The organism is Mycobacterium sp. HM-7 (genome assembly GCF_053852335.1).
Genome location: NZ_CM132657.1, coordinates 1,033,436 through 1,045,871 on the forward strand (window position 1 = coordinate 1,033,436; position 12,436 = coordinate 1,045,871).

The 12,436-nt window shown below is 67.2% G+C and carries 13 protein-coding genes; 8 read left to right on the forward strand and 5 right to left on the reverse strand.

The window, feature by feature from the left end:
• Window positions 1-236 precede the first annotated feature (236 nt).
• Window positions 237-1,454 (reverse strand): acetyl-CoA C-acetyltransferase, encoded by a 1,218-nt coding sequence (locus ACWW1C_RS04970; protein WP_455982412.1) that lies wholly within the window; start codon window positions 1,452-1,454, stop codon window positions 237-239.
• Window positions 1,455-1,493: 39 nt separating this feature from the next.
• The gene (locus ACWW1C_RS04975) at window positions 1,494-2,459 is read right to left on the reverse strand and encodes an SGNH/GDSL hydrolase family protein (protein WP_455982413.1); all 966 of its coding nucleotides are present in this window, start codon (window positions 2,457-2,459) and stop codon (window positions 1,494-1,496) included.
• A 206-nt stretch (window positions 2,460-2,665) separates the two neighbouring features.
• On the opposite strand from ACWW1C_RS04975, the gene ACWW1C_RS04980 reads away from it, so the two are divergent.
• From ACWW1C_RS04980 to ACWW1C_RS05000, 5 genes are all read left to right on the forward strand, one after another.
• Window positions 2,666-3,718, forward strand: a complete 1,053-nt coding sequence (locus tag ACWW1C_RS04980; protein WP_455982414.1) for an alpha/beta hydrolase — start codon at window positions 2,666-2,668, stop codon at window positions 3,716-3,718.
• 42 nt (window positions 3,719-3,760) lie between these two features.
• Window positions 3,761-5,155: a cystathionine beta-synthase gene (locus ACWW1C_RS04985; protein ID WP_455982415.1), complete on the forward strand. Its 1,395-nt coding sequence runs from the start codon at window positions 3,761-3,763 to the stop codon at window positions 5,153-5,155.
• A gap of 172 nt (window positions 5,156-5,327) precedes the next feature.
• The gene (locus ACWW1C_RS04990; RefSeq protein ID WP_455982416.1) at window positions 5,328-6,398 is read left to right on the forward strand and encodes a hypothetical protein; all 1,071 of its coding nucleotides are present in this window, start codon (window positions 5,328-5,330) and stop codon (window positions 6,396-6,398) included.
• Window positions 6,399-6,533: 135 nt separating this feature from the next.
• Complete coding sequence (locus ACWW1C_RS04995) at window positions 6,534-6,953, forward strand: RDD family protein (RefSeq protein ID WP_455984151.1); 420 nt, start codon at window positions 6,534-6,536, stop codon at window positions 6,951-6,953.
• Window positions 6,953-7,447 (forward strand): RDD family protein, encoded by a 495-nt coding sequence (locus tag ACWW1C_RS05000; RefSeq protein WP_455982417.1) that lies wholly within the window; start codon window positions 6,953-6,955, stop codon window positions 7,445-7,447. Before ACWW1C_RS04995 ends, ACWW1C_RS05000 begins: the two co-directional genes overlap by 1 nt.
• On the opposite strand, the gene ACWW1C_RS05005 is transcribed toward ACWW1C_RS05000, so the two are convergent.
• Window positions 7,431-8,597, reverse strand: coding sequence for an acyl-CoA dehydrogenase family protein (locus ACWW1C_RS05005; RefSeq protein WP_455982418.1), 1,167 nt, complete (start codon window positions 8,595-8,597; stop codon window positions 7,431-7,433). The two genes, ACWW1C_RS05000 and ACWW1C_RS05005, sit on opposite strands and share 17 nt — an antisense overlap.
• 84 nt (window positions 8,598-8,681) lie before the next feature.
• On the opposite strand from ACWW1C_RS05005, the gene ACWW1C_RS05010 reads away from it, so the two are divergent.
• The 3 genes from ACWW1C_RS05010 to ACWW1C_RS05020 are packed head-to-tail and all read left to right on the forward strand — an operon-like array spanning window position 8,682 to window position 10,930.
• The gene (locus ACWW1C_RS05010; RefSeq protein WP_455982419.1) at window positions 8,682-9,206 is read left to right on the forward strand and encodes a DUF4190 domain-containing protein; all 525 of its coding nucleotides are present in this window, start codon (window positions 8,682-8,684) and stop codon (window positions 9,204-9,206) included.
• An 11-nt stretch (window positions 9,207-9,217) separates the two neighbouring features.
• Window positions 9,218-9,733, forward strand: coding sequence for an NINE protein (locus ACWW1C_RS05015; RefSeq protein WP_455982420.1), 516 nt, complete (start codon window positions 9,218-9,220; stop codon window positions 9,731-9,733).
• 24 nt (window positions 9,734-9,757) lie between these two features.
• Window positions 9,758-10,930, forward strand: a complete 1,173-nt coding sequence (locus tag ACWW1C_RS05020) for a cystathionine gamma-synthase (RefSeq protein WP_455982421.1) — start codon at window positions 9,758-9,760, stop codon at window positions 10,928-10,930.
• A gap of 64 nt (window positions 10,931-10,994) precedes the next feature.
• Here the strand turns inward: ACWW1C_RS05020 and ACWW1C_RS05025 are convergent, their stop codons facing one another.
• On the reverse strand, window positions 10,995-11,657 hold the full coding sequence (locus tag ACWW1C_RS05025) for a GOLPH3/VPS74 family protein (protein ID WP_455982422.1): 663 nt from the start codon (window positions 11,655-11,657) through the stop codon (window positions 10,995-10,997).
• Between the two features lie 46 nt (window positions 11,658-11,703).
• Window positions 11,704-12,198, reverse strand: a complete 495-nt coding sequence (gene greA, locus ACWW1C_RS05030; protein ID WP_455982423.1) for a transcription elongation factor GreA — start codon at window positions 12,196-12,198, stop codon at window positions 11,704-11,706.
• Window positions 12,199-12,436: the final 238 nt, after the last annotated feature.

Genomic DNA, 12,436 nt, shown 5'->3' on the forward strand with positions numbered 1-12,436 from the left:
GCACGTTGACCCTGCGGTGAGGGCACACGCCACTCGAACTTTTGCGCCGCGGCCGCAGAGTCGGCGATGGCGCGGTTGAGTCTGCGGTGAGGGTGCACGCTACTCGGAGAAATTCGCCGCCACCGCAGAGCCAACCTCAGAAACACATTGACCCTGTACCTGGGGCGCATTCCACTCGAACAAATGCGCCCTGAGTACAGGGTCAACGCGAGGCGGCTGGACGCCGCTTGTGGGACTTACGAAAGCCGCTCGATGATCATGGCCATACCCTGGCCACCACCGACACACATGGTCTCGATGCCGAACTGCTTGTCGTGGGTCTGCAGGTTGTTGATCAGCGTGGCGGTGATGCGGGCGCCGGTCATACCGAACGGGTGGCCGAGGGCGATGGCGCCACCGGAGACGTTCAGGCGGTCCTCGTCCATGCCGAGGGCGCGGGCCGAGCCCAGGACCTGCACGGCGAAGGCCTCGTTGATCTCGTAGAGGTCGACGTCACCGATGGCCATGTTGGCGCGGCCGAGGGCCTGCTTGACGGCCTCGATCGGGCCCAGACCCATGATCTCCGGCGACAGACCCGATACACCGGTCGAGACGATGCGCGCCAGCGGGGTCAGGCCGAGGGCCTTGGCCTTCTCGTCGCTCATGATCACGAGGGCGGCGGCGCCGTCGTTCAGCGGGCAGGCGTTACCGGCGGTGATGGTGCCGTTCGGGCGGAACACCGGCTGCAGCTGGCTGATCTTCTCGTAGGTGGTGCCGGCGCGCGGGCCGTCATCCTTGGAGACGACGGTGCCGTCGGGCAGGGTGACCGGGACGATCTCGCGCTCGAAGAAGCCCGAGTTGATGGCTTCCTCGGCCTTGTTCTGCGAGCGGACGCCCCAGTGGTCCTGGTCCTCACGGCTGATGCCGGTGTGCAGGACGACGTTCTCGGCGGTCTGGCCCATGGCGATGTAGACGTCGGGCAGGACGCCGTCTTCGCGCGGGTCGTGCCACTCGGTGGCGCCTTCGGCCTGCTTGATGGTGCGGGCCTGGGCGTCGTCGAACAGCGAGTTCTTGCTGTTCGGGGCGCCGTCGGCAGCGCCGACGCCGAAGCGCGACACGGTCTCGACACCGGCCGAGATGAACACGTCACCCTCGCCGGCCTTGATGGCGTGGAACGCCATGCGGGTGGTCTGCAGCGACGACGAGCAGTAGCGGTTGACGGTGGTGCCCGGCATGAAGTCGTAGCCGAGCTCGACGGCCACGGCGCGGCCGATGTTGTAGGCGGCCTCACCGCCGGGCTGTCCGCAACCCATCATCAGGTCGGCGACATCGCGCGGGTCGAGCGCGGGCACCTTGTCCAGCGCGGCGCGCACCATCTGGGCGGCGAGGTCGTCGGGCCGCATGGTGGCCAACGAGCCCTTGACGGCACGGCCGATGGGGGAGCGGGCGGTGGAGACGATGACGGCTTCGGGCATGACGGGCTCCTAAGGATCCAGGAATACTTCCTGGCGAATTTATCCCGTGACAGGAGCGACGATCGGCGCGGGTACGCCTGTCGTGCGCCGCCAGAGGTGCGCCACGCCGGCCAGCCGGGCCAGCAGGCTTGTCATGTCCGCGGTCCGCGAGACCAGCGCGGATGCCGGCGGGGACTCAGTTGTCCACTCGCCCAACGCTTCACACAGGGCGGGCAGCAGTTGCTGGGCGGCCAGCGAGTATCCGGCGGCCGACGGGTGGAACATGTCCGGGGAGAAGAGCACCTCGGGTGCCTTGAGGAAATCGGGTGCCAACAGGTCGGAGAACGGCACCGGCACGCCGCCGTGTGACCGGACCTGACCGGCCTGCGCGCGGGCGAGACGCAGGCCCCGGTTGCGGGCCACGAAGCGCAGCGGCTGGGGGATGGCGGCGATGGCGCCGAAGTCCGGGCAGGTGCCGACGACGACCGCCCCGCTGGCGCACAGGCGCTGCACCGCGTTGCCGAGACGGCGGGCCGACTGCCCGATGCCGTTGACGGCGGTGATGTCGTTGGCCCCGATCATGATGACCGCGGCGTCCGGCGGCGGCCCGGCGACGAACATGGCGTCGATCTGGCCGGACAGGCCTTTCGAGGTCGCACCGACGATGGCCTTGGTGGACAACCGGATTCGCTTGCCGGATTGCTGCGCGAGCCCGCGGGCGACGAGCACGCCGGGTACCTCGTCGGCGACGCGGCAGCCATATCCGGTGGCGGTGGAGTCACCGAAGATCATCAGGTGGAGGTCGAACGGCACCCCCCGCTGCCACTTTTCGACGGGGCCACCGCCGGGGCTGTAGACGCCGTCGGCGCGGGGCGGGACTTCCCATGATTTGGGGATCACCCGGCGCGCCTTGGCCGCCTGGCCGCTCAAGAAGTTTCGCGCCCCGACGTAGAACGACCCCGTCGAGGCAATGGTGGCTGCGGTCGCCAGAGCGATGGTCGTCCGGCGCGGTGCACGTGTGCCCACGGCGTTCAGTCTAGGTCGGTTGCCGAGATTCGCAGGTCGATGAACCGCGGGAGGCCGGGTTACGTAGTCATATCGACTGGGGCATCAATTCGGCGACTTTGATTGTTGATCTATATAGCGGTGGCAAGCTAAGTTACGCGGGTTGTCTATTAAGTGACGTAAATAACGAAGTGCACCGGAACTACAAAGGCGTAGGAGTGGTGGCGATGACCGCACCGAGCAGGGTTGTCAGAACCCATAGTGTTGCTATAAGTGCTGCTAAGGGGCGGAAACCACGCCGCTATCCGGTCAGCGACGGCGCACCGGTAGAGATCGTCGAGGACGGTCCGAGCCTGGCCGGACGGTTGATGTCGGTAGCCGCGACACTCGCCATCAAGTCAACTCTGACCATCGGCAGCTACGTTCCGAAAGCCCCCTGGCCGTGGGGAATGGTGGACTTCGTCGCCCGGGCCATGAGGCCGGAGCCGGGCACCGTCCGCGCCACGATCGGTTTGCCGAACTGTACGGCGCACCTGGTTCGTGCGAAGGGTGTGCTGCCGGCTGACGGCCGTCGCAGCGTCATCCTCTACATGCACGGCGGGGCGTTCCTGACCTGTGGCGTGCACACGCATGGTCGCGTGGTCGGCGCGCTGTCGAAGTACGCCGACGCTCCCGTTCTGGTCGTCGACTACCGGATGATTCCGAAGCATTCGATCGGCGAGGCCCTCGAGGATTGCCACGACGCGTACCGGTGGCTGCGCCTGAAGGGCTACGAGCCCGATCAGATCGTGCTGGCCGGGGATTCGGCCGGCGGTTACCTGTCGCTCGCGCTGGCCGAGAAGCTCCAGGAGGAAGGCGAGTTGCCGGCCGCGGTCACGACGATGTCGCCACTGTTCGAGATCGACAACGAGAGCCGGGCCCAGCACCCGAACATGAAGTCCGATGCGATGTTCCCGGCGCACGCGTTCGACGCGCTGGTCGAACTCATCGAGCATGCTGCATCGCGCCACCTCGTCGACGGAAAGCCCGAAGAGGTGTACGAACCGCTCGACCACATCGAGCCCGGACTGCCGCGCACCCTCATCCACGTGTCCGGTTCCGAGGTGTTGCTCAACGACGCCCGCAAGGCCGCGCACATGCTGGCCGCCAGCGGCGTGCCGGTCGAGGTGCACGTCTGGCCCGGTCAGATGCACGTGTTCCAACTCGCTGCCCCGCTGGTCAAGGAAGCCGACCGCTCCCTCAAGCAGATCGGCGAGTACATCCGCGAGGCAACCTGGTAATCCGGCATGCGCAACCCGGGTGCGGCCTGACAACATGTACCCATGCGCATCGCCAGGCACGTCAGTGAGCTCATCGGCAATACGCCTCTGGTCCAACTGAACTCGGTTGTTCCAGCGGGGTCGGGGGTGGTGGCGGCCAAGATCGAATACCTCAACCCCGGCGGCAGCGCCAAGGACCGCATCGCGGTCAAGATGATCGACGCCGCCGAGGAAGCCGGACTGCTCAAGCCCGGCGGGACCATCGTCGAACCCACCTCCGGTAACACCGGTGTCGGGCTCGCCATCGTCGCGCAGCAGCGTGGCTACAAGTGCGTCTTCGTCTGCCCCGACAAGGTCAGCGAGGACAAGCAGAATGTGTTGCGCGCGTACGGCGCCGACGTCGTCGTCTGCCCGACGGCCGTGGCCCCCGACCATCCGGACAGCTACTACAGCGTCTCCAACCGACTGGTCACCGAGATCGACGGCGCCTGGAAGCCGGACCAGTACTCCAACCCGAACGGTCCGGCCAGCCACTACGAGACCACCGGTCCGGAGATCTGGGCCGACACCGACGGCAAGGTCACGCATTTCGTGGCGGGCGTCGGGACCGGCGGCACGATCACGGGCACCGGCCGCTACCTCAAAGAGGTCTCTGGCGGCCGGGTGAAGGTCGTCGGCGTCGACCCCGAGGGCTCGGTGTACTCCGGCGGCACCGGCCGGCCGTACCTGGTGGAGGGTGTCGGTGAGGACTTCTGGCCGTCGGCCTACGACCCCAGCGTCCCCGACGAGATCATCGCGGTGTCCGACGCCGATTCGTTCGAGATGACCCGGCGCCTGGCGCGCGAAGAGGCCCTGCTGGTCGGCGGCTCGTGCGGTATGGCCGCGGTCGCCGCGATCAAGGTCGCCGAGCGCGAGGGGCCCGAAGCGGTCGTCGTCGTCCTACTGCCGGATGGCGGAAGAGGTTATCTGTCAAAGGTTTTCAACGACGAGTGGATGTCGTCGTACGGCTTCCTGCGCACCCGGCTGGACGGCTCGCCGGAAGAGCACACCGTCGGCGACGTGCTGCGCGGCAAGTCCGGCGGACTGCCGGACCTGGTGCACACCCACCCCTCGGAGACGGTGCGCGACGCCATCGGCATCCTGCGCGAGTACGGCGTCTCGCAGATGCCGGTCGTCGGGGCCGAGCCGCCGGTCATGGCCGGTGAGGTTGCCGGCAGTGTGTCCGAACGTGAACTGCTCTCGGCGGTTTTCGAAGGCCGGGCGAAACTGGCCGACGCGGTGGCGCAGCACATGAGCCCGCCGCTGCCGCTGATCGGTGCCGGCGAGCTGGCGTCGGCGGCCGCCAAGGAACTGCGCGAGGTCGACGCCGTGATGGTCGTCGACGACGGTAAGCCGGTCGGCGTCCTGACCCGGCACGATCTGCTCGGGTTCCTGTCTCAGGGCGGCTCGCGGAAATAGCCTTCGGCTACGTGGAGGGACGCGAAACACCCGGCAAGTTGTGGAGTCTGCGTGTTTTTCGTCTACAGCGCGTCGTTCGTGCCACGCTGTTCGTATATTCGTGAAGTTCGATGTTGATCTCGTGCCGTGGCGACCGAAGTCACGCCAAATCCTCTCGGAGAGGGACTGAACTATGACGGACAAACCGACGGACGGCACTCCGCCGGACGCCAATCAGCCGACGGAGTACATTCCGCAGCCGCCGCCGGGTGGATTCCCCCCGCCCCCGGGAGGCGCTCCGACGGAGTACATTCCGCAGTCGCCGCAGGGCGGTTTCCCGCCGCCGCCGCAGGGTGGCTACCCGCCCCCTCCGTCGGGCGGATACCCGCCGCCGCAGGGCGGCTACCCGCCGCCGCAAGGTGGGTACGCTCCGCCGCCCCCGCCACCAGGTGGTGCCTACCCGCCGCCCCCGCCGCCGCAGGGCGGCTTCGCGCCGCCGCCTCCGGGGGCGTACCCGCCGGCCGGTTACCAGTACGGTGCGCCGGGTGGTGCGGCTCCGTTCAGCGTCGGCGACGCGCTGTCCTGGGCATGGAACAAGTTCACCAAGAATCCGGCGCCGCTGATCGTGTCGGTTTTGGTCTACGGCCTCATCGTCGGTGTGATCGCCGCGATCGTGGAGTTCACTGCCATTGGCTTGGCTGATACATCGATGTCGAGCTACTCCGCGGACGACGCCGGGTTCAGCTACTCGTACAACGTCACGTCGCTGGGACCGGCGAGCATTGCCGTCCTGGTGCTCGGTTACCTCGTGCTGCTGGTGGTCGCGGCCGCCATCTCGTCGGCTCAGTACGTCGGCCTGCTGGGCATCGCCGACGGGCAACCGACCACCATCGGGTCGTTCTTCAAGCCGCGCTACATCGGCCCGATGATCGTCCTGACGCTCATCGTGGGTGTGCTCGTCGGTATCGGTTACGTGTTGTGCGTGATTCCCGGTTTGATCGTCGCGCTGTTCGCGATGTTCGCGCACCCGATCCTGGTTGATCGCAACCTGTCTCCGATCGATTCGCTGAAGGCCAGCATCGAGATCGTGAAAGCCAATGTCGGGCAGGTGATCCTGGTCTGGCTGGTGGCCGGCCTGATCGCCATCGCCGGCGCCCTCGCCTGCGGCGTCGGTGTCCTGGTCTCCGGTCCGGTCGCCTCGCTGATGCTGGTGTACACCTACCGTCGCCTCAGTGGTGGTCAGGTCGCCCCGCTGACGCCGTAATGCCGTGCCCTGTTCGGGGGACGTGGCCGCGTGGTCTCGGCCCCCGAACAGGCATGACGGCAGCACCACATGAGACAGGACGACTTGAACTACACACCCTGGTGGGCCCGCGTGGTGGCCAGCCTGATCGACCGGATGACGCCGCTGTTCGTCATCATCGTCGGCGGCCTGATCGAGCGATCCCAGCGCGTGACGAAATGTCTTGCCGATCAAGCGGACTACAGCATCGGGCCGTTCTGCGTCACCGGGAACTCTGTCGCCGGCGTGCTGGTCTGGCTGGCCGGCCTCGTCGTCGCGGTGTTGTTCACGGTATGGAATCACGGCTATCTACAGGGCACCACGGGCTCGAGCCTGGGTAAGCGGGTGTTGCATTTCCAGGTGATCGACGAGAGGACGGGCGAGCCCGTCGGTTTCGGTCGCTCGGTGCTGCGGCAGCTGGCCCACGTCGTCGACGCCGTCCCGATGTTCGCCGGGTATCTGTTCCCGCTGTGGGACGCCAAGCGGCAGACCCTGGCGGACAAGATCATGTCGACCGTCTGCGTGCCGACGCGTTGATGACATACGCCCCCTGGTGGCGACGCGCCGCCGCCACCGTCATCGACCTGCTGCCGCTGTTGGTGCTGACCGCGGCCGGTGCGGCGCTGGTGTGGTTCACCCGAGATCGGGTGTGCGACAGCGATACCTCCGCATTCGACGGCGGCGCACAATGCGGCGACGGCTATTCGACGCTGGGCTACGTCAGCCTCGTCGTCACCTGGGCGCTCATGGTCGGCTATCTGGTCTGGAACTTCGGCTACCGTCAGGGGCGCACCGGCGCCAGTCTCGGCAAGACTGCCCTGCGCTGCCGGGTGGTCGGTCAAACCTCAGGGGCACCAATAGGTTTCGCGCGGTCGCTGCTGCGCCAGGCGGTGCACCTGGCCGATCTGTCGATCATCGGCTACCTGTGGCCGCTGTGGGATGGCAAGCGGCAGACCTTCGCCGACATGGTCATGGAGACGGTTTGCGTGACGCCGCCGCGCAAGCGCACCCCCGTCAGCGGAACGCACTGACTCCCGTCAGTGCCTGCCCGATCACCAGCTGGTGCACCTCGGACGTGCCCTCGTAGGTCAGCACCGACTCGAGGTTGTTGGCATGCCGGATCACCGGGTACTCCAGGGTGATGCCATTGGCGCCCAACAGAGTTCGGCACTGCCGGGCGATCTTGATGGCCTCGCGGACATTGTTCAGCTTGCCGACGCTGACCTGCTCGGGCTGAATCCTGCCGGCGTCCTTGAGGCGGCCGAGCTGCAGCGCGAGCAGCTGTGCCTTGCCGAGTTCGACGGCCATGTCCGCGATCTTGGCCTGCGTCAGCTGATATTCCGCGAGTGTCTTGTCGAAAACCGTGCGGGTGCCGACGTAGTCGAGCGTCGCCTGCAGGCAGTCGCGCGCTGCGCCGACGGCGCCGAACACGATGCCGAACCGCGCCTCCGACAGACAGCTCAACGGGCCGGACAGGCCGCGGGCGCCGGGCAGGCGCGCGGACTCGGGCAGCCGCACGTCGTCGAGGCTGAATTCAGACGTGACCGAGGCCCGCAGCGACATCTTGCGCGTCATCTCCCGGGCGCTGAAACCCGGTGTGTCCGTGGGCACCGCGAACCCCAGGACGCCTTCCTCTGCGCGGGCCCACACCACCGCGACATCGGCGACCGAGGCGTTGGTGATCCACATCTTGGACCCGTTGAGCACCCAGTCGTCGCCGTCGCGGCGGGCGGTGGTGCGCATGCCGCCAGGGTTGGAACCGAAGTCCGGTTCGGTGAGGCCGAAACAGCCGATCAGGTCACCGGCCGCCATCCCCGGCAGCCACTGCTCGCGCTGTTCCTCGCTGCCCCAGTGATGGATCGCGAACATCGCCAGCGAACCCTGCACCGACACCAGTGACCGGATGCCGCTGTCGACGGCCTCCAGTTCCTGGCACACCAGCCCGTAGGCCGTCGCCGTCGAACCGCTGCAGCCGTACCCGGTGAGGTGCATGCCGAGCAGACCGAGCTTGCCGACCTCGGCGGCGATCTCCCGAACCGGAACCGAACCGTTCTCGAACCACTCGGCGATGTAGGGACGCAGTCGCTGTTCGCCGAACTGGCGCACCATGGTGCGCAATTCGATGTCCTCGGCGCTCAGCAGGTCGTCGGTGCCGAGAAGATTGTCGAGCGAGGCTGTCATGGTGCAGTTCTACACCGGGAGTTCCGCGTAAAGCGAGTGCAGGCCCCGGCTACGCTGGTCGCTCAGGGATAGACGGGGTGGACGATGACTGAGCAGGAACACAACCAGGGCGCGGGCGAGCCGGAGGCTTCGACGCCGGCCTACGGGATGCCGCCGCTCCCGGCCTATGGCGCGGAGGCCTACCCGTCGATGCCGGCGCCCGAACCGTTTCCGCCGCCACCGCCGATTCCGGGATACCCGGTCCCGGGCTACCCGCCGCCGGTCGGGCCGTATCCGCCTGTGGGCCAGGGATATCCAGGTATGCCGCCGATGCCCGGCATGATGCCGATGGGCTACGCGCCGGTGCCGAAGACCAACGGGCTGGCCATCGCGTCGCTCGTCTGCTCGCTGCTCGGCCTGGTGACGTGTGCGGGTACCTCGATCCTCGGCGTGATCTTCGGGCACCTCGCCAAGTCTCAGATCAAGCAGAGTGGTGAGGAGGGCGAGAGCATGGCTCTCGCAGGCCTGATCGTCGGCTACATCGGATTGGCGATCTTCGCGCTCATCGCAATCTTCTACTTCGGCCTGATCGCGCTCGTCGTGGGCAGCAGCGGGACCAGCACCATCTGAGGGGGAACTCCATGACGAATCCGTACGAGCCCGGCCACGGGTCCGCACAGCAGCAACCGGGCGAGCCGCAGTTCGGCCAGGACCCCACCTACGGGGGCTACGGGCAGGGCGACGCCGCGACAAATGTGCCGCCGGGTTACCTGCCGCCCGGTTACCCCCAACAACCGGGCTACCCGCAACAGCAGGGCTTCCCGCCCGCAGGGTACGGCCAGCCGGTGTATGCACTCGATCCGTCTGCGCCGTACGGCCGGGACCCCATGACGGGGATGCCGTTGTCGGACAAGTCCAAGGTGACCGCCGGCCTGCTGCAGTTGTTCTTCGGGGGTTTCGGTGTCGGCCGGTTTTATCTCGGATACACCAACATTGCCATCGCTCAGCTGTGCCTCGGCATCGTCGGCTGGCTGACGACCATCCTCTTCATCGGGATTTTCATCCTGATGGGTGTCGGCCTCTGGGCTCTGGTCGACGCCATCATGATCTTCACCGGCTCGGTCAAAGATCCCCAAGGCCGTCCGCTTCGCAGCTGACCGGATCGCACTAGGCTGGCGCCTGTGAGTGAGCAGCGCAGCCAGGCAGACCACTACCGGGCGTACGGCCCGGCCACTCGGGCCATCCACGCCGGGTTCCGGCCGGACCCGCAGACCGGTGCCGTCAACACCCCGATCTACGCCAGTTCGACGTTCGCACAGGACGGCGTCGGCGGGCTACGCGGCGGGTTCGAGTACGCCCGCACGGGCAACCCGACGCGGTCCGCGCTGGAGACGCTGCTGGCCGCCGTCGAAGGCGGAAACCACGGCCGCGCGTTCAGCTCCGGCATGGCCGCCACCGACTGCGCGCTGCGCGCCGTGCTGCGTCCAGGCGACCACATCGTCATCCCCGACGACGCCTACGGTGGCACCTTCCGGCTGATCGACAAGGTCTTCACCCAGTGGGGCATCACGCACACGCCGGCACAGCTGTCGAACCTCGACGAGGTGCGCGCCGCGATCACGTCGAAGACCCGAATGATCTGGGTCGAGACGCCGACCAACCCGCTGCTGTCCATCGCTGACATCGCGGCCATCGTGCAGATCGGCGCGACGTCGGGGGTGAAGGTGTTGGTGGACAACACCTTTGCCTCACCGGCGCTGCAGCAGCCGCTGTCGCTCGGGGCAGACATCGTGCTGCACTCGACCACCAAGTACATCGGCGGACACTCCGACGTCGTCGGCGGCGCCCTGGTGACCAATGACGAGGAGCTCGACGCGAAGTTCGCCTTCCTGCAGAACGGCGCCGGCGCCGTACCGGGTCCGTTCGACGCCTACCTGACCTACCGCGGTCTCAAGACGCTGCCGCTGCGCATGCAGCGCCATTGCGAAAACGCCTTGCGGGTCGCCGAATTCCTCAACGACCACAAGGCCGTCGCGACGGTGCTGTACCCGGGCCTGTCGAGTCATCCGGGCTACGAGGTGGCCGCCAAGCAGATGAGCGGCTTCGGCGGCATGGTGTCGGTGCGGCTGCGCGGCGGAGAGCAGGCGGCGCGCGAATTGTGCTCGCGTACAGAGATTTTCATCCTCGCCGAGTCGCTGGGTGGGGTGGAGTCGCTGATCGAGCACCCGGGTGCCATGACGCACGCGTCGACTGCGGGCTCGCAGCTGGAGGTGCCGAACGACCTGGTCCGGCTGTCGGTCGGCATCGAAGACATCGCCGACCTGATCGGTGACCTGGAGCAGGCCCTGGCTTGATTCGCTGAGTGGCCGGTTATCGCACGGAAATCACGAAAATCGTGTCATAACCGGCGATTCGGCGTCAGACGAGTGCGCCCCGCACCGCGGCTGCCGTCACGGCGAGGTTCACCTCGGCAACGCCGGTCTCATATTCGTTGACCCAATGCCCGCTCGCGATGTCGCCGGCGCGGGCGTGTACCCACCGCCAGCCGCGGTCGTTGAGGCTCATCAGCGAGCCCAGACCGTCGACGGTGTGCAGCAACGTCACGATGGCTGCCGTCGCCGGTGCGGGGGGTCTGCGGTCGAACAACGCCGACAGCAGCTCCGCACGGGCCCGGCCGACCCGCGCCCGGTCCGTCAGCGGCAACGCGTAGTGCGGTCGGAACCTGTTGCCGCCCAACGGCTGCCGACGCAACTGCCCGGCGCGCTCGAGCTGGTCGATGAGACCGCTCTCGGTGTTTTTGCGCAGTTTGGACAATGCGGCGGCGGGTCGTCGTGGTCGCTGACGAAGTAGTTCCAGTGCCGGCGCGGACACCGGGTCGACGGCGTCGTCGCCGGAGAGGGCGACCAAGTGTCCGTCGGGTGCGCTGTCACCCGGCGCGGCGGGCCGAATACGGCACGCCAACGCCAGGTCCAGCAGGACGGCGCCGGACAACACCCGGTGCCGACGTGGTTGATCCAGACCTGGCTGTGCGGACGAATTGTCCAGGAGCAGCAGATACAGGTCCTCGGCGATCTGAGCCATGGATGGTCAGCCGGTGGCCGGCCCGGTCGGGCCGGCCGTGGCGGGACTAGGCGTGATAGGGCTCGGCCTTGACCAGCGTGACCTTGACGGTGGCGCCGCTGGGCACCGTGTAGCTGCGCTCCTCGCCGACCTTCGCGTCGATCAGCGCGTGGCCGAGCGGCGAGTTGGGGGAGTACACCTCGAGCTTGCCGTCGGTGACGCCTTCCTGGCGGGTGGCGATGAGGAACGTCTCGGTGTCCTTGTCGTCGCCGTCGTAGAAGACGGTGACGACCGAACCGGGCAGCGCCACACCGGACTTCTTCGGTGCCTCGCCGACCTTCGCGTTGCTCAGCAGATCCTGCAGCTGACGGATGCGGGCTTCCTGCTGGCCCTGCTCTTCGCGGGCCGCGTGGTAGCCACCGTTCTCGCGGAGGTCGCCCTCTTCGCGACGGTCGTTGATTTCGGCAGCGATGACCGGGCGGTTGGCGATCAGCTGATCGAGCTCAGCCTTCAAGCGCTCGAATGCCTCTTCGGTGAGCCAGGTGACCTGGGTATCGGTCATATCTGCTGCTCTCCTGTCGTTGTAAGCGTGCGTGTATGCCCGGGCGTTGTGTCCGGGGTTGCCCCGTTGCTTGGGGCCGGCGGTGCTGCGATCGCGAGGACATCGCCAGGTTCTGGGTCCCCCGGAAGGTGCCAGCAAGTGCCCACTAATGCAGCAATACACGGCCCCAGTCGGAACCGTGTACTGAGCAAGCGTACCACTTGGGCGTCTCCAAACCGTCATGATTTCGCAGTTCGGA